Source organism: Cohnella sp. GCM10027633, assembly GCF_042675445.1.
Lineage (GTDB): Bacteria > Bacillota > Bacilli > Paenibacillales > Paenibacillaceae > Cohnella.
In genome coordinates this window covers 591,306-609,816 of the sequence record NZ_JBHTGV010000002.1, presented here as the reverse complement: position 1 = coordinate 609,816, position 18,511 = coordinate 591,306, and the positions used below count along the sequence as shown (strand labels likewise).

10 protein-coding genes are annotated in these 18,511 nt (G+C 60.9%); 2 read left to right on the top strand and 8 right to left on the bottom strand.

The features are described from left to right. Positions 1-115: 115 nt before the first annotated feature. Positions 116-967: a helix-turn-helix domain-containing protein gene (locus tag ACFQZG_RS07010; protein WP_378150847.1), complete on the top strand. Its 852-nt coding sequence runs from the start codon at positions 116-118 to the stop codon at positions 965-967. A 100-nt stretch (positions 968-1,067) separates the two neighbouring features. Next, the gene (locus ACFQZG_RS07005) at positions 1,068-3,713 is read left to right on the top strand and encodes a glycoside hydrolase family 3 N-terminal domain-containing protein (RefSeq protein WP_378150846.1); all 2,646 of its coding nucleotides are present in this window, start codon (positions 1,068-1,070) and stop codon (positions 3,711-3,713) included. Positions 3,714-4,088: 375 nt separating this feature from the next. Here the strand turns inward: ACFQZG_RS07005 and ACFQZG_RS07000 are convergent, their stop codons facing one another. The 8 genes from ACFQZG_RS07000 to ACFQZG_RS06965 form a co-directional block, all read right to left on the bottom strand. Further along, a complete protein-coding gene (locus tag ACFQZG_RS07000) occupies positions 4,089-4,337 on the bottom strand; it encodes a hypothetical protein (protein ID WP_378150845.1) in 249 nt (82 codons plus the stop codon). A gap of 162 nt (positions 4,338-4,499) precedes the next feature. Beyond that, entirely contained in the window at positions 4,500-6,560 is a 2,061-nt protein-coding gene (locus tag ACFQZG_RS06995; protein ID WP_378150844.1) for a methyl-accepting chemotaxis protein, read from the bottom strand. 119 nt (positions 6,561-6,679) lie between these two features. Then, a complete protein-coding gene (locus ACFQZG_RS06990; RefSeq protein WP_378150843.1) occupies positions 6,680-9,337 on the bottom strand; it encodes a glycosyl hydrolase family 95 catalytic domain-containing protein in 2,658 nt (885 codons plus the stop codon). 216 nt (positions 9,338-9,553) lie between these two features. Then, positions 9,554-12,496 (bottom strand): beta/gamma crystallin-related protein, encoded by a 2,943-nt coding sequence (locus tag ACFQZG_RS06985; RefSeq protein ID WP_378150842.1) that lies wholly within the window; start codon positions 12,494-12,496, stop codon positions 9,554-9,556. 267 nt (positions 12,497-12,763) lie between these two features. Next, positions 12,764-13,996, bottom strand: coding sequence for a glycoside hydrolase family 99 protein (locus ACFQZG_RS06980; protein ID WP_378150841.1), 1,233 nt, complete (start codon positions 13,994-13,996; stop codon positions 12,764-12,766). A gap of 12 nt (positions 13,997-14,008) precedes the next feature. Next, entirely contained in the window at positions 14,009-15,259 is a 1,251-nt protein-coding gene (gene srtB / locus ACFQZG_RS06975) for a class B sortase (RefSeq protein ID WP_378150840.1), read from the bottom strand. Positions 15,260-15,349: 90 nt separating this feature from the next. Beyond that, entirely contained in the window at positions 15,350-15,970 is a 621-nt protein-coding gene (locus ACFQZG_RS06970) for a carbohydrate-binding protein (protein WP_378150839.1), read from the bottom strand. Positions 15,971-16,331: 361 nt separating this feature from the next. Then, positions 16,332-18,440: a carbohydrate-binding protein gene (locus tag ACFQZG_RS06965; RefSeq protein WP_378150838.1), complete on the bottom strand. Its 2,109-nt coding sequence runs from the start codon at positions 18,438-18,440 to the stop codon at positions 16,332-16,334. Positions 18,441-18,511: the final 71 nt, after the last annotated feature.

The window sequence follows — 18,511 nt, the reverse complement described above, 5'->3', positions numbered from 1 at the left end:
ACCTCGTCCTTCCGAAGCGTGATTTTACACCCTATTATCTACAAGGCGGCCATTGTTGTCCACCGCCGATTGCGCTACACTTACGCTAACGTCGTCAATCCGGGAGAACGAGCCTATGAATCCCTGGCACGAGAAAATCTTGTTAAAGACGAATCAGCCGCTCAAAATCATCGTCAGCGCGGAGGAGAACGGGTTCCCGACGCATTGGCACCAAGAGATCGAAATCGTCCGCGTGCTGGATGGCGACATGCAGATCGGCGTAGGCAAGGATACGTACGCGCTGCATGCCGGCGATCTGCTCCTGATCAGCTCGTGCGAGCTGCACCACTACTACCCGAACCCGCTCGGCTGCCGCAAAATCATCCTCCAGCTCGGCAAGCCGGTGTTCGACGTCTACGCGGACCACGTGTTCAGCCATAAATTCGCCCATCCGTTCCTTCGTTCCGCCGATACGGACGCCGGCATGCTATCGCTGTATCGCGAGCTGGAGGGTCCGATTGCCGGCATTCTGCGCGAATGGGAGTCCGGCGACAACGGCCACGAGCTCGCGATCAAGGCGAGAATGAACGATCTGGCCGCCGCGATCGTCCGGCATATGCCGCTTGAGGCGGTGCCCCTGCAGGAGCGCACGAAGCGTCTCGAGCAACTGGAGAGGCTCGACAAGGTGCTCAAGTACATCGAGAACGAATATAGCAGCGATATTACGCTGTTGAGCGCCGCGGCCATCGCGGGCTTCAGCCCGACGTACTTCTCCCGCTTCTTCAAGGAGGCGACCGGCAGCAGCTTCGTCGATTACGTGAACACGTACAGGGCGAACGTCGCCATGAGCCTGCTGGCGGACGGCGAGCTCTCGGTTACCGATATCGCCTACCGGGCCGGCTTCAATAGCATCGAGACGTTCAACCGGGTGTTCAAGCGCGTGAACGGCGAGCCGCCGACGAAGGCGAGAAGGAAGAACAGCAAATAATGACAACTCATTCGTAACCCCTGACAAGAATTGTCCGGGGTTTTTCTTTATATTCAAAGTATTGCAAGCGCGATCATCGATCGCAGCGGGAGGTGCCCTGATGATAGGAACGCAAAAAGAGACAATATATCGCAATCCTCGCGCTTCGGTCGACGAACGCGTCGCGGACCTATTGGAACGAATGACGACGAAGGAAAAGGCGCGCCAGCTCGACCAATACTTCGGAACGGCGTTCATGAGCGCCGCTCATCCGCATATGGACACCGTCATGGCGGGCGACGCGAAGGTGCAATGGGATAAAGTGATGGAGATCATCGGCGAAGACGGCATCGGCTGCATTCACGACCTATACGGCACGACCAAGGTGAACAACCAGCTGCAGCGGTACGCGGTCGAGCAGACGCGGCTCGGCATCCCGATCCTGTTCAGCGAGGAAGCGCTGCACGGCTTGCTCCGCCCCGGCTGCACGATCTATCCGCACATGATCGCGATGGCTTCTACGTTCAACCCCGACATCGTCCGGGAAATCGGGCGCGGCATCGCGGCGGAGACGAGAAGCCTCGGCATCCACGAATCGTTCGGGCCCGTTCTCGATCTCGCCCGCGAACCCCGTTGGGGGCGCGTCGAGGAGACTTTCGGCGAGGATACGCATCTCGCTTCGCGAATGGGCGTGGCGATGGTTCGCGGGCTCCAGGGCGACAGCCTGGCCGCGCCGGACAGCATTATCGCCGAGCCGAAGCATTTCGCGGTGCACGGCGTGCCCGAGAGCGGCTTGAACCACTCCGCGTGCTCGCTGGGCATGAACGAGATCGAGACGTATTACATGCCGGTGTTCGAAGCGGCGTTCGTCGAAGGCGGCGCGGTTAACGCGATGTGCTCGTACAATTCGATCGACGGCGTGCCTTGCGCGTCGGACGCGAGCCTGTTGACGGACATCCTGCGCGGCCATTGGGATATGCCGGGGTTCGTGCGGTCCGATCTGGGCGCGATCGCTCGGCTGAAGCGCGCGCACCGTACCGCGGCGACCGACAAGGACGCGATTCGTCAGGCGCTAGAGGCCGGCGTAGATATGCAATACTACGATTTCCCTCACGAGACGTACCAGAATGCCATCGTCGAGATGGTCCAACGCGGCGAGATCAGCGAGGCGACGCTCGACATCGCGGCCGGGCGCGTGCTTAAGGTGAAGTTCATGCTCGGGCTGTTCGAGCGGCCTTATACCGATCCGGAATTGCACAAGGCCGTCGTGCGCAGCGAGAAGCACGGCGCGACGGCGCTGCAAGCGGCGCGGGAAGCGATTGTATTGCTTCGGAACGAAGGCAACCTGCTTCCGTTGTCGAAGCGCGTCTCGCGCATCGCCGTCATCGGACCGAGCGCGGACGTCGCGAGGCTCGGCGACTACTCCCCGCACGTGGAGGGGTTCGCGCCGGTCACGGTGCTTCAGGGGATCTGCGAGCTCGTGTCGCCTCAGACGACGGTGCTGTTCGCCAAAGGCACGGGCATTCTCGAAGACGAGCTGGAGCCGATTCCGGCGGATTGCTTGACGGACGGTCGAGGCAGCGCCGGTCTAGTCGGCGAGTATTACGCGAACCCGTCGTTCGAGGACGCGCCTGCGCTCGTTCGCGTCGACCCGGCCATCGACTTCAACTGGGTCATCACGAAGCCGCATCCGTCGTTCGAGCCGATGGGTTTCTCCGTCCGATGGACGGGAAAGCTCGCCCCGAAGCACGACGTGTCCGGCTTCCTCGGCACGGTGAGCCATGACAGCATGCGGTTGTGGCTGGACGGCGAGCTGATTCTCGACTGCTGGGGCAAGGAACGGTCGGCGACGAGGAGCGTCCCGGTGGCGTTGAAGGCCGGGCGCGAGTACGATGTTCGCCTCGAGTATTGCAAGGACGCGAACGGCGTATCCGCGATGCTGGGCTGGAGCCGCGATGCCGAAGGCATTCAGGAAGCGGTCGCGATCGCCCGCCAGTCCGACGTCGCCATCGTGGCGCTCGGGGACTCACGCCGCACGAGCGGCGAAGGGATCGACCGCTCGTGTCTCGACTTGCCTGGCGCGCAGTTGAAACTGCTGAAGGCGGTGTACGAGACGGGCACGCCGATCGTGCTCGTGCTCCAGAACGGCCGGCCGATTACGATGGGCTGGGAGGCCGATCATATTCCGGCCATACTGGAGGCGTGGTATCCCGGCGAGAACGGCGGGCACGCGATCGCCGAGGTGCTGTTCGGCGAGTACAACCCGGCCGGCCGGCTGCCGATCTCGTTCCCTCGCACGGTCGGGCAACTACCGGTGTATTACAACCGCAGGCGCGGCGGTTCGACCCACTATGTCGAAGGCGATAACCGTCCGCTGTTCGCGTTCGGCCACGGGCTCAGCTACACGACGTTCGGCTATGGCGAGCCGCGGTTGAGCGCGGAGAGGATGATTCCGTCGGGTCAGGTAACCGTCTCCGTCGACGTGACGAACACCGGCGACCGCGCCGGCGACGAAGTCGTGCAGCTGTACGTGAGCGACGTCGTCAGCTCGGTCGCCAAGCCGGACATGGAGCTGCGACGGTTCAAGCGGGTGCACTTGCGTCCGCGGGAGACGAAGACGCTCGACTTCACGCTGGACGCGAAGGATCTGCGCCTGCTCAACCGCGAGCTGACGTGGGTCGTCGAGCCGGGCGAGTTCCGCGTGCTGATCGGCCCGAGCTCCGACCGCATCGCCTGCGAGGCTTCGTTCGAGGTCGTGCGGGGGTAGAACGGACCGCATACGCGGTTGCGTGCGGGCTCGTTGCAAGCGTGCTATGAGCGTGATGATAGAAGTGCGACAAAGGGACGAAGCTGCGGCTTCGTCCCTTTCGGTTTGCGGTGATTTGCGAGTAACTCTCGATACCAGTGCGCTATTGCGTGCGTCTGCGCTACTCTCGGCGCAGTAACCCGATGCCGTCGCGCTATTGCTCGTCGTCGAGCCCATGTTTGTTCAGTAACCAGAGTTTTCCCGCCTATTGCGTGTCACCGAGCCACATTCCGTTCAGTAACCCGGGTTTTCCGGGCTATTGCGCGCCGTGGAGCCCATGTTTGTTCAGTAACCCGAGTTTTCCAGGCTACTGCGCGTCGCCGAGCCACTTTCCGTTCAGTAACCCGGGTTTTCCGGGCTATTGCGCGTCGTCGAGACCATGTTTGTCCAGTAACCCGAGTTTTCCGGGCTATCGCGCGTCGCCGAGCCCATGTTTGTCCAGTAACCCGAGTTTTCCGGGCTATTGCGCGTCGTCGAGCCACTATCGGCGCAGTAACCCGAGTTTTCCGGGCTATTGCGCGCCGTCGAGCCCATGTTTGTCCAGTAACCCGGGTTTTCCAGGCTATTGCGCGTCGCCGAGCCCATGTTTGTCCAGTAACCCGGGTTTTCCGGGCTATTGCGCACCGTCGAGCCACTATCGGCGCAGTAACCCGAGTTTTCCGGGCTATTGCGCGTCGTGAAGCCACTATCGGCGCAGCAACCCGATTTCCCCGGGCTATTGCGCGTTTTCGAGTCCCCGCCGCTCCCTCACTCGATGTTGAACCGCGAGATCGCCTCCGACAGCTCCGCCGCCGTCAGGCTGAGCGCCTTGGCGAGCGAGGACAGCTCCTCGGCGTTCGCCGATTGCTCCTCCGTGCCGGCATACATCTCTTCCATCGTCGAAGCGGTATCTTCCGCCACGCCGGAGATCGTCCGGATGATCGCGACCGTCTTCTCTTTCTCGGCGACGATATCCCGCGCCGACGCATCCACCAACGTCATGCTGGCGGAGATCGCGTCCATGTTCAGCGAGATGTCCCTGAACGTAGAGTCGGTATCCTCGACCGCACGCTGCTGCTCCCGCAGCGCGATCGCCGCGTCGTCCGCCATCTTCGCCATCCGATCCGCTTTGCTTCCGACTTCGCGGACGATGCCGCCGACTTGGCGCGACGCGTCCTTAACCTGCTCCGCCAGTTGCCGGACTTCGCCGGCCACGACCGCGAACCCTCGGCCGGCGGCGCCCGCCCGCGCCGCTTCGATCGCCGCGTTGATCGAGAGCACGTGCGTCCGCTGCGCGATATCCATAATGACGCCGACGATGGACGACACCTGCTTCATGCTGCCGTTCAAGTCCGCCGCGTCCGCGATAACGCCCTGCATCGCGCCGTTCGCCAGCCGAGCCCGCTCGTTCAGAGCGCTCACCGCGCGTCCCGCTTGCTCGCTCATTCCGCGCGTATCGGCTACCGTCGCGGATGCGAGCCCGATCTCATCGCTCGCCGCGTTGATTCGTCCGGAGAGCAGCTCCATGTACCGCGCCCCTTCGCCGGCGTCCATCGCCTGCGCCGCTGCGCCGACCGCGATCTGCCGGCATACCGCGACGTATTGCGACGCGGTATGCCGCGATTGCTCCGCCGACGCTTCCACCAACGTCGAGCGGGCCGCCAGATTGCGCGAGGCCGATTCGACTTGCCGCAGCAGCCCTCGCACGTTGCGCAGCATCTCGTCGAAATGCCGCGCGATCGCGCCGATTTCGTCCTTCGCGCCGTCCGCCGCGCCCACCGCTAAGTTGCCCGCCTTCGCCTCAGCCATGAGCGCGACGATGCGCTTCGAAGGTACCGAGATGCTAAGCGAGATGACGTACGCGGCAGCCGCGCACAGCAAGACGCACGCCAGTCCGATTCCGAACGTCAGCCGGTTCAGGGAAGCGATCTCCTTGCCGAGGAACGCGTTCGGAATGAGCGAAGCGATCGTCCAATTCGTGCCCGCGATCGGGGAATACGCGATCAGGAAGCCCGTCCTCCCGTACGCATGAGAGAACGCCCCCGCATCGCCGTTAGCCAAGCGCCCGACGAGCGCGTCGTCGTCGATGGCGGATCTCACGCCGAACCGCTCGCGGTCTGCGCTGGATACGACCCTTCCCAGCCGATCGATCACCACGATATCCGCCTCGTTGCCGAGATCGACGTCCCGGTAGATGTCGGCCAGGTGGCTTTCTTTGATCGTGAAGACGAGAACGCCCCACACTTCGCCCGATTCCGCGGACTTGATCGTTCGGTCGATGGCGACGGAGGTTTCCCCGCTCTGGCTGTCGATCAACGAATAATGGGTTCCCGGAGAACCGAGAGAAGCTTGCGCGATGCCGTCGTACTGTTCCTTGTTCAGATAGTTCGCCGAATTGCCGAAGCTCGTCCCGTCCTTCGCCGCGATGCTCGCGCTCGTCAAGTACGGCATGAGCGACTGCTTGCGCGAGAACAGCTTCTTGATCTCGGCCTCGATCGCCGCCCTATCCGCCGAGGAAGCCGAGCCGTATGCAGGCAATCCGGCCTGGATCTGCTCGGATGCGATCACGTCGTCCATAATGCCGCGGATCGATTCGAGTCCGAGGCCGATGTTCCGGCTCGTCTGGTTCATGACCTGCCGGGAATACAGCTCCGCTTTGTCGCGTATCGCCCCCGAGGCTTTCAGGTTCGAAGCGACGCCGATCGCGGCGACGGCGCCGACGAGCAGCGCGAGGAAGACGATCGTCAATCTGGTCTGGATGCTCCCGATCCGAACGAACCGATGATTGCACCAACCGCGCGCGAACGCTAGACGCTTACTCAACTTCATCCGCATGCCTCTTCCCTATGGATTCGCTCAGTCTAATTCCAATAGTAGAGTCGGGAGATGGCAAGCGACATAGAATTTCCTCTTGAGTTTCGTCGAAAAATTTACGGAGTTTCTTCCCGCTACTCGCCTACGATGATGAGGGAGACGATCGCGTCGTCGTTACCGCTCTCGGCAAGGTCCTCCGCGTCGTCCGTCAGCGTCCATGCCGTCCCGGCGTAGCTGTCCGCCGGATAAGCGACGACCTTAATCCCTTGCGGCACCTTGATCGAAGAGATGCTTCCGCCCGGAATGCCCGCCGCCAGCAGCTTGTCGCGAGTATAACCTCCCGGAGCGAGCAAAGCGCCGTCGCCGCCGAAGTTCGCCTCGGTATATACGGTGACCGACGCCGTCCCCGCCTTCCCGAGCGCGCGGGTCACGGTGCCCCCGGCGGTCGGGAACGTCTTCATCCGCTCGTTCGGAACGCCGGTCAGCGTCGCGAACGAATAGCTGCCGAGCGGCTTCGCCTTCCGCTCGATGACGTACGTCTCTCCCGCTTCCGTATTGAAGCCGAATCGATCCGCCGAGGCCGCCTCGACGGATAACAAGATCCGAGCCTCCGTCGCCTTCCTCACTTGCACGTCTTCGCCCGGCCACGGGTTGACGATCGTTGCCCGCCCGCCGTACTGGCTTTTAATCCCGACGTACTTCGTCTGTCCCGCTTCCCGTTCGGAGCTGACGAGGAATCCTCCGCTGGCGAGCAGCGTGAACTTCGCCGCGAACGTCTCCTCGGACGGCAAGGCGGGGAATACGCGAATGACGCCGTCATAGCTCTGAAGGAGCGATTCGTTGATCGCGGTCATGAGCAGCCCGTTCGATTCGAACACCCCGTTGCCGTCGTCGGACAGCCCGTTCGCGTGAAGTTGGTTGCGGACTTGCATTTTCCGCATATAATCGTACGCCGCGTCCCCGAGCCCGAGTCTGGCCGCGTTAACCGCCTCCTGCGACCAGATCGTCAGCCCGTTCTGCTTCGCCCTGAACGTATTGATGGCCGTCTGCTGATCGGGATACCCGATGCCCGTCAAGCCGTAATAGACGTTCTCCAGCTCCGGATTCTCCAGGTTATGGCTCGTCGCGCCCTCGCATTCGCAAGCCGCGTACCGCTCGTCCGCGCCTTCTCCCGTCGTCGGAAGCGGAGCGAGTCCTTGCAGAATTCGCCGCCACTCGGCGCGCAAGTTCGCATCCGCGCCCAGCTTCTCGCTCGCCTCGATCGCCATCGGGAACAACGCCCGGATCGCCGCCAGATCGGGAAGCGCGTTCTTTACGTTCCAATAATTCTCGCGGGAATTGGAAGACGGAATCACATATTGACCCCGGTCGAGCGTTAGCTGGCCTTGATAGAACTTCGCGACTTCCTTCATGAACGGATACGCCGTATTCGCCAGAAACTCGCCGTCGTTCGTATAGCGATAGCGCGCGTACATCTTGACAGCAACGTCAGCCCCCGCGGAAAAAATCCGTTCCGTATACTCCCCGCCCGCGTTATTGCCGGTCCCGTCCCACTTCATCGTCTCCGGCACCTTGGCGCCGTCCGTGCCGTAGAAGCGGTCCGTATCCGCCTTCAGGCGCCCGAGCGCGCCGAAGTACATATTGAAATACGGGTCGAGCAGCTCGACATGGTTGGAGGCGAGCACCGAATCGTATACTGCGCGCGTATTGAAGTTCCAGTAGCCCCAGCCCCATTTGGCGCGATCGCCGTCCCACCGGTACGCTCCCGACATGAACTGGTAAGGGAACTTGCCTTGCGAAGCTCCCGCCAATAAGTATTGGGAGACGTAATAGACGTTCTCCAGATAATCCGCGTCCCCCGATGCGTTCGAGAATTGGACGAACGATCGCGACCAATAATCGTGCCACCACGATTTGCTCTTCTCGATGACGGACGCGTAGCCGCGCTGCTTCGCCTCGGCGATCAGACGCGACGCTTCGGCCACGGAATCGTTACCCGAGGCGTTCTGCCTCGCGGGATTCGCTATCCACACCGTATAGCTCCGCGACGGCGCGATATGAAGCCTCAGCTTGGAGGCGCTCACCTTCTCGGCTTCGTAAGCCGCTCCTTCCACGGAAGCCGCGAGCGTGTAGCCGAACCGATCGGGATCCGACTGCCCGCGGCTTAGCGCGATCATCTCGGGACTGACGACGGTGCCGACCTTCTTCCAGCTGTCGACGTTGGGCAAGTCCTTGTTCCATCCGTCGTTCGCCAGTTCTCCGGTGTCCCAGATGCCGATGTCCAGCGCGATGGCGTCGACGTTCGCGCGGCGATCCTCGACGTGGATGCCGAGCAGCTCGCTCGTCGCGTCCCCGAACACCGTAACGATCCGATCGTCGCCGTATTGCGTCGTCACGGTGCCGTCGTATACGTTCAGCCGTTGCCGGAACGACTCGTATTCCGTATCCATCGCGGGCTCCGTCGCGAGCTGCACGAACCCGGACGACAGCTGCGTATGCGGCGAGCCGTCGACGTTCGTCACTTGCATTTTCAAGCCGCGCTCGTGCCATACCATCGCTCCGACCTTGCCCGTTCCGACGGGCAACCCATCGCCCGGCTCCGCGTTCGGACTGTTATAGACGATATCGTGCTTCGCCAAGTAGCTCGCGTAATCGACCGACATCGCGCCTGCGCGGGCGTCGAACGAATGCGCCTCGGCTCCGACGACCGGAGGCTCTACCGTATCTTGGTCGCAACCGATCATGACGGCGACGGTTGCGACAATGACCATTCCGGCGACGAATCTTCTCATCGTAACGAGCTTCTCCTTTCGATACCCGCGCTGCTGCCGTACGCAAGTCTGCAATCTGCCCATATCGTATCCTACCCGCCCCGAATCCAAAATGAGGCGTTATTGAACTTTAGCCGTGCATTCCTATCTTCCTCCCGTCCCGCGCGGCAAAAAGGACGTCCCGCGAAGGACGTCCTTGGCTCTATGCGATTCGAATCGGATTACGATTAGCGGATGCTACGAGATCGTAAAGGACGAAATCTGGTTGTCGTTGCCCGTATTCGCGAGATTCGGCTGATCTGACGTATAAGTCCATACCGTGCCGTCGAACGCGCCGTCCCGGTAAGCGGTCAGCGTGCGTCCCGCGGGCACGCGGATCGACGAGATCGCGTCGTTCGGGATGCCGGCCGCCTGCATCTGCGCGATCGTGTAGCTGCCGATGCCTAGCGTTACCCCCGTCCCCCCGTAGTTGGCGTCCGGATAGAACGTAACGCCGGTAACCGCCGTGCTCGTCACCTTGATCGAAGAGATCGTATTATCGTTGCCGGTATTCGCGAGATTCGCGTTGTCCGAGGTGAACGTCCACGAAGGGCCGTCGAACGCGCCGTCCCCGTACGCGACAACGGTTATGCCCGAAGGCACGCGGATCGACGAGATCGCGTCGTTCGGAATGCCTGCCGCCTGCATCTGCGAGATGCTGTAGTTGCCCGGCGCGAGCGACACCCCGGTGCCGCCGTAGTTGGCGTTCGGATAGAACGTCGGCTTCGGCCCCGTGTAAGGCTGCGCGCTGCCGAGCGCCCGCTCGACGCCGCTGATCGTAATCGTCTTCTTCGATTGGTTCGCCGTGCCGGTCAGCGTCTCGGCCGAATAGCCGCTCAGCGTCTTGGCGGTCCGCTCGACGACATACGTCGTATTCGCGGCCGTCGCGAAGTTGAACTCCGCGCTCGAAGTCGTCAGGACGATCGCGTTGTCCGACGTTCTTCTGACGCGCACCTGCTGGGTGCCCCACGGATTGACGACGGTCGCCTGCTTGCCGTAGAGACTCTTGATGCCGACGTACTTTGTCTCGGCAGCTTCTCGCTCGGAGCTGACGAGGAAACCTCCGCTGGCGAGCAGCGTGAACTTGGCGTTCATCGTGCCGTCGCTAGGCAGCGCCGGGAAGACGCGGATCTTGTCGTTGTAGCTTTGCAACAGCGATTCGTTCATCGCGATCAAGTGAACGCCGATATATTCGAACTCGCCGTTCGTGTTCGTCGTCCGGCCGTTCGGATAGTCCTGGTACCGCTGCAGCATCATGCGCATGCCGAGGTACGCTTCGTCCCCGAGTCCGAGGCGCGCCGCCTGGATCGGAGCCGGATCCCAGACGTTGTTGCCACCGTACGTATAGGGCCGCGTATTGTAGTTGTTAATGAGCATCTGCTGGTCGGGATAGCCGATTCCGCTGACGTTGTACGGCCACGCGAGCTCCAGCACGACGTTCTCGTTGTTGCGATTTTGCGAGAGCGGCGGGGTGTGGGGGTAATACTTCTGCGAGTTCGCCGGGTCCACCGGATATGCCACGAGGTTGTTCAGGATATTCTGCCACTGGGTTCGCAGCGTCGCATCCACGCCGAGTTGCGAGCTCGTAGAGATGGCGACAGGGAACAGCGCGCGGACCGCGGCGAGGTCGGTTATCGCGTTCTGCACGTCCCAATGCTGCTCGTGAACGTTGGAAGACGCCATATAATACTTGCCCGTCCCGCTATTGAAGCTCAGCTTGCCCGCGTAGAACTTGGCCGCCTCCCGCATGAACGGATACGCGGTGTTGCTCAAGTACGCCGAATCGTTCGTGTACTTGTACTGCGCGTACATGTTGAGCGCCGCTTCCGCCGCGGTCGACAGCGTGTCTTGCGTATAATCGCTGTTGATCGTGCCGCGGGCGTTGCCGTCCCATCCCATCGTCTCGGGCACCCAGATGCCGTCGATGCCGTACCGCGTCATCGTGTACGACTTCAAGGCGCTATAGTTCCGGGCATACAAGTTGTTGAAAATGTTAACCATGTCCGCATGATTGGAAGCGAGGAACGAATGGTAGACGTCACGCTGGTTCCAATACCAGTACGCGTTGCTCCACTTGCCGCTGTCGTTGTCCTGCACCGCGCTGAACGCGCCGTTGATGAAGTGGTTCGGATAGTTGGCGAAGCCGCCGGCCGCGATCATGTACGTGCTTAGGTAATAGAAGCTCTCGAGATAGTCGGCGTCGCCGGAGCCGTTGCTATATTGCACGAACGACTTGCCCCAGAAGTCGTGCCACCAGTTCTTGTAGTTGTTGAACGTCGCGTTGTAACCCGCGTTCTTGACGCTCGTCAGCAGCGACTTGGCTTGGTTGACGGAGTTGTTGCTCGGCGCGTTCAGCCTGCTCGCCGTCGAGATCCAGATCGTATAGCTGGATGACGGGGTAATGTTAAGCCGAACTTTGCGGCTGTCGACCGCCTGCGTCGTGAAGCTCGCGCCTTCGACCGTCGCGGCCATCGTGTATCCGAATTTGTTGGCGTCCGTCTGTCCGCGGCTGAAGCCGGCGACGGTCGGATCGACGAACGTCGAGACCGTGCGCCACGTGTTGATGTCGGGCACGTCTCCGCCGTTGAAGGCGCTTACATCCCAGAGGCTAAGATCGAGCGTTACATTGGACAAGCCCGACCTGCTGTCTTCGACGTGAATGCCGATGACTTCGGAGTTCGGCTGGCCCATGATCGTGATCGTCCGATTGTTATCGTACTTCGTCGTGACCGTGCCGTCGTACAAGTTCAACCGCTGCTGGTACGTCGAATACCCCGAGTCAAAGCCGGGATTCGTGTACAGATTGACGAGCCCTTGCGAGGCGAAGCCCTCTTGCGAGGCATCGACGCCCTGGACCTGCATCGTCAAGCCGCCGGACGTGTTCCATACCATCGCGCCGACGCGGCCGTTGCCGACGGTCAGCCCGCTCTTCGGCTCCGAGACCGGTCCGTTATACACGACGTCGTGCTTGGACAAGTAGTTCGCGTAATCGACGTTCAGGACGCCCGAAGACGAATTGAACGCATGCGTGGTCGGACTTGCCGACGCCGCTTGGGGTCCTGCCGCCACGCCGATCGCCGCGAGCAGCGAAGCCGCCACGAGCACCGACAAACCTTTCTTCCCTCTCTTGATCGCTTCCATCCTTTAATGCCCTCCTCTTAAGTTATGATCCATGCGCGCATAGAGCTAGCTTCATCATATAACTCGAATCGGGACGCTGAAATTCAATAATTTATGTTAAATCGTTTATTATTTTACTGAAAATGCGGCGCATTAGCGGAGTGTGGTGCCGCTATTGCGCCGCGGAATAGGGGTTTCGCCGAAGTAGCGGAGTGTGGTGCCGCTAATACGCCGTGTTATCGATAAAGCGCCACATTAGCCGAGTGTCACTCCGCTAATTACAGCCCGTCATCCCCCTGCGAGTATATGCGGAGTCGGGTGCTCCTCCGTCGGCGCGATTTCCCCGCGGAACAGCTTGCCGATGTCGCCGGACAGCCGCAGGTAGAAGTCCGAGGACACGGCGACGCCGTCGGCGTCGAGCGCGAGGAAATAATGGTCGGTCGGAACCATCGAAGCGTCTTCCGCCCCTTTGGCGATTGCCGTCGCTTCGTCGTACTCGTCGAACATCGCGATGTAGGCCGTGTCGATGCCGACGCTCTTCAGGTTGTACGCCTGCCGCCACATGAAGTCGCCGTGCAGCCGCGGAATTTGGTTGCGCGGGCCGCCGTGCAGGTTCCACCATGCGAAGCCCGGCCAGATGACCGGCATATAGTCGATCCCGAGCGCCTCAGTCGCTGCGAAGTCTTGCTTCCATTGGTTGTCGAGATATTCGTCCGCGCCTTCCAGTCCCTTGAACCGGCCGACGAACCAGGGCGAGATCATATCGAAGGCTTCGTAGACGCCGAGGAAATCCGGCTTCGAGTCGATGGCGCATTCGCGCCAATGCGTCGGAATGCCGCCGATGACGTAGTAGCCTTGCTCCTTGAACCACGCGATCAATTCGGATGCTTCCTCCGCCGTTCCGGGGCGGTCCGTGAAGCCCATGCCCCAGATGCAGACGACGAGCTTGCCGTCCTGCTTGGCGTACGCCGGCGAATCGGTCAGTCCCATCTTCCCGACGATATTGACCGTCCAATCGTGCTTGATCGCCTTCGTCCAGTTGTCGTCCCGCATGCCGGACGTGTCGTACATGACGTAGAACTTCCGCCCGTGCGTTTCCGCCGCTTGCTTGACCAACGCCGCAACCGCGTCGCGGCCGCTACGCCACGCGTTCGGCTCCTCGCTGTCGCTCGCGCCGAACCGTTGCAAGCCTACGCCGTGTATGCCGTACTCCCGCATCCACTCGAAGTGCTTGTCGACCGTCCCCCGGTCATGCGAGGAGAACAGCCGCGCCGGCTCTCCATTGCCCAGCTTCCCTAGCCGCGTCTCGTAAGTCGTCCCGTATTCCCGCATGTCCGGATACAGCTCGAACGTCAACGCGTCGCTGCCCGCGGTCGGCACCATTCTGCGCCGGCTCCAGTGCGTCCATCCCATGTCCGATCCGTCGCCTTCGGCGAAAAACCACCCTTGGTATCCCGCGAGCACTTGGCCGACGATATCGCCTTCTCTAACGAACGACGCTTGCTTGTTGGTATTCTCCATGTTCTCCTCCGATTATCGGCTCTCGCTCGTTATGGACTCCGTCGGTTCCGCCGCCTTCGTCTCGGTCAACGTCTCGTGAACGACTTCGTCCGGTATGTTCTGCGGCTCTTCGATCGTTTGCGTCGACGCCGTCGCTTCCGATTCCGGCGATTCAGCCGGTTGTTCCGCAGGTACCTCTTCCGTCTTCTCCGCCTTTTCCCCCGCGGGCTTCGCGGCAGGCTTTGCGGCAGGCTTATCCACCGGCTTCTTAACCGGTTTCTTCGCCGCCTTCTTCTTCTCTTCCGCCGCCTTGCGTTCGGCTTCCTTGCGTTCCGCGGCCTCCAGCTCCGCCGCTTCCAACGCCGCGGCCTGTTCCTCCGGCGACACGTAAGTCAGCGTCTCCTCCGTCCCGACGCTTTGACCCAACATCGCCGGACGCCACAGCCCGGTTGCCGGATCGAACGCGAGCGCGTGCTCGTTCTTCCGAACGAGCTTCGCATGGACGACGAACCGCCCGTCCTTGATGCCGTGATAACAAGTGGACAGCGTCAGGATCCGGTCCTGTGCCGTCACCTCGACGTCGGATTCGTGCAACGACATCGCCTTCACGCCGTCCAGGTAAGCCTGGTAATCTTCGTCCGAATCGAACTCCGTACGAATATAGTCAAAGCTCGTATCCGTCTTGTACGCGGAGAAGATGACCCACTCCTCGTCGTCGTACAGCGTGTCGAACTCGATGATCGGCTTGTTCTCGAAATTCCATCGGCTCTCGTACCGGAGCACCGCCCCGAACATCGTGCCGTTCTTCATCGAATGGCTATACAAGATCGTATTGCGGTTGTAGCCCTTGATGTTGTTGCGGTAATCCATGAATATACTGCCCGTTATGTTCTCTTCCTTCTTCACGTCGCGCGTTAGATAGTACTCGTTATCGTCCGTCTGCACGACGGGGTAATCGACCTGCGTATCTGCGATCCGAAGCCATCCGACCACTTCGTCGTTCATCTCGAGCAACGGCTCGAACTTGGCACTGACCGCTAAGCCCCAAACGTCGGACGACGATTCCGAGGCCGATCCGGATCCGGTCCCCGCCGCGCCGCTCTCCGGCCCTTCTATCGGGGTCCCGCCCTGGTCGTAATAGAGATCCCTGACGTCATCATAGGTTTGCTTGCTCTCGTAATTGTCCGATACGTAGGCGTATACCTTGTAGGAGGAAAACAGGAATACGCCGGCCGCGATGCCGAGCAATCCCCACCTCGTCCACTGCGCCTTCGAGATCTTCATGGCGGACCCTCCCTTCCAAACAAGGATGTCCCAAGGCCGGTTTCGGCCTCGGGACGTCCTCTACTCAAGTTATGGATAGCAAGGCGTTACTTACTTAACCAGTTTCTTGCGGCTCAAGAATACGAAGCCTGCCGCCGCTACCGCTGCAAGCGCAACGTACAGCATGATGCCGTTGTCGCCCGTAGCAGGGTTAGCCGCAGGAGCGGCAGCGCCGGAACCGGCGTCGCCTTCGAAGGAAACGGATTTAACGTTGATATCGCCGTTTACGAATACGAAGACGACGTCATGCGTACCCGTTACGCCGGAGATATCGGCGGATACTTCTACGTATTTCTGCCAGTCGCCGGTAACGTCGTATGGGATCGAAGCGATTTTCGTGCCCGTAGCGGAATCAAGGAATACGTCGATCGTTCCGCCGGCGGCAGCGCCGGAAGCCGCTTCGACTTTGACTTTCGTAGCGCCCGGATCGCCGAAGTTCAGACCGCTGAACTTCACCCAGTTGCCGGCAACGATGTAACCGATGTTCTTCGCGTCGTTCGCTTCGATACGAGGACCGGAGCCGTCGGAGAACTTGCCGGAGTCGCTGTTAAGCTCCGAAGCCTCGGCGCCCGGGATCGTTCTGTAAGGGTTGGCATCGGCCGCGAACGCGGAAGTTGCGCCAAGAACAAGCAGTACCATCGTCAGTGCGAGAACCAAGAAAGATTTTTTCATTGTCTAAACACTCCTTTTTCTGATTAACTTCTCGTTTTTTTTGTAATCGATAATCAGTGCCTGACCTTGCTGAACTCCCCAACGCATGAAATCCGGAACCCGCTACCTTAGGCTTACCGATGTCCTAAGGCCCTTGCCGACCACCCCCCTTAATGCGCCGAATGGAAGTGCTTACATTATTCTCTTTGCCTCGCGGTCCGCAAGGTCAAAGTCATTTTCTACGTAATCTTATCACCCAAGGTTGCAGCTCCGACATGAGACGATTTTAAATTTTCCAGTATATAGATAGCCTGTTTGACAACAAATGGGCGGAACGAAAAAACGACCCCGGGTCGTCTTGACCCGGGGTCGTTCGCCTGCGTTATTGATGGCTAGTCGGGTGGTTCTGCGTCGTCGGAATCTGCCCCTTGAACATCCGGGTAATGTCCCCGGCCAGCCTCAGATAGAAGTCGGAAGATACCGCAACCCCGTCGGCGTCGAGCGTCAGGAAGTATTGGTTCGTCGGAATCTTCGAGCTGTTCGGCGCGATCTTCGCGATGGCCGTGCCTTCGTCGTACTCGTCGAACATGGCGAAATAGCCGGTGTTAATGCCGCGCTGCTTCATCGTGTACGCCTGATACCACATGAAGTCGCCGTGCAGGCGCGGATTCTCGTTCCGCGGCGCGCCCGGATTCAGGTTGGACCATGCCGAGCCCGGCCAGATGACCGGCTGGTAGGCGATGCCGAGTTGCTGCGTTCTCGTGAAGTCGGGTCCCCACTGGTTGTTGTTGAAGTGGTCGACGTCCGCGAGACCGTTCGCTCCGAAGCGGCCGACGAACCACGGCGACAGCATGTCGAGAGACGCGTACACGCTCGCGAAATCCGTCTTGGAGTCGTTGTTGTTCGTTCTCCAGTACGTCGGCACGCCGCCGATGACGTAGACGTTCTGGTTCTTGAACCAGTCGATGAGCGCTTGGTGCTCGGACGCCGTGCCCGGACGGTCGGTGAAGCCGATGCCCCAGATGCAGACGACGATCTTGCCGTTCTGCTTCGCGTAGGCGCTCGATCCCGTAAGACCCAGCGAGCCGTTAACGAGCGTCGTGAAGTCGTTCTTCACGGCGTCGTCCCACGTGTTCGCGTCCATGCCCGTAATGTCGTACATGACGTAGAACTTCTTGTTGTATTGCTGCGCCGCGTTCTTAACCTTGACCGCGACGCTGTCGCGGTTCGTCTTCCAGTTGTTCGGCGCATTGTTCAAGTCCGCGCCGAAGCGCTGGAGCGCCGCGCCGTCGATGCCGTACGTCTGCATCCATTCGAAGTGCTTGTTCACCGTCGACTGATCGTACGAGGAGAACAGCTTCGCCGGCGTGCCGTCGCCGAAGTTGGCGAGGTTCGTCGCATAGAGCGTGGACGCCGAATATTCGCTGATATCCGGATACAGCTCGAAATTAACGTTGGAGTTAGCGGTAGGCGCGCTGCTGTTCTTCGACCAGTGTACCCATCCGCCGTTCGGGGAGCCGTCGCCCGAAGCGTTGAACCAGCCTTGGTAGCCCGCGAAGATCTTGCCGACGACGTCGCCGCCGGTGACCGGAGGCGTCGTGCCGAACTTGAACCAGTTGATGTTCATCAGGTTGCCGGCGCCGCCCGTGAACTTGAGGAAGACGGTTTGCGTGCCGGTAATGGCGCTGACCGCGCAATTGACCGTCGTCCAATTCTGCCAGCCGCCCGTGCCCGGTACCGCGCACGTACCGGCGAGCGTGCCTGTCGCGCTGCCCAGACGCACCTCGACGTTGCCGCCGCTGGCGTTGCTCGCCACGCGCAATTGCACGGAAGTCGCGCCGGGGCTGCCGAAGTTGATGTTATTGAAGGATAGATAGTCTCCGTTATCGATGAAGCCGACGTTCTGGCCGCCGCCCGTATCAGACGTCCCTTCGGTCTGGATCCCGAGCATCGTATTGTAGCTTTCCGCTTCGATCTGGTTGAACGTGACCGCGCCTGCCGCGAACTTGAACCACAGAATGTTGAACAGGTTGCCCGCGCCGCCCGTGAACTTCAGGTACAGCGTCTGGTTGCCCGCGATATTGGACGTCGTGCACGTGACCGTCGTCCAATTCTGCCAGCCGCCCGTGCCCGGAACGGCGCAAGTACCCGCCAGCGTGCCGGTCGCGCTGCCCGTGCGGATCTCGATGTTGCCGCCCGACGCATTGCTCGCGACCCGCGCGTTGAACGACGTCGCGCCGGTGCCGAAGTCGGTATTCGCGAAGGCGATGTAATCGTTGTTGTCGACGAACGCGACGTTCTGGCCGCCTTCGCTGGAAGCTTCCAATTGAATGCCCGACTGGCTGGTGTAGCTCGAAGCCGCGGTCTGGTTGAACGCGGACGCCGCGTTCGCCACCTTAGGCGACACCGACATCAGCGTGACGAGCAACGCAACGGCCAGCAATAGCGCGAGCCATGTTTTCGAGGACAATCCTTTCGCATGAATGCTCATAAATAACCTCCTAATCGATATGGTTACTGCAAGCTTGCCTCAAGCCTCGCGGTGGTCTCGTCCGATCCCCC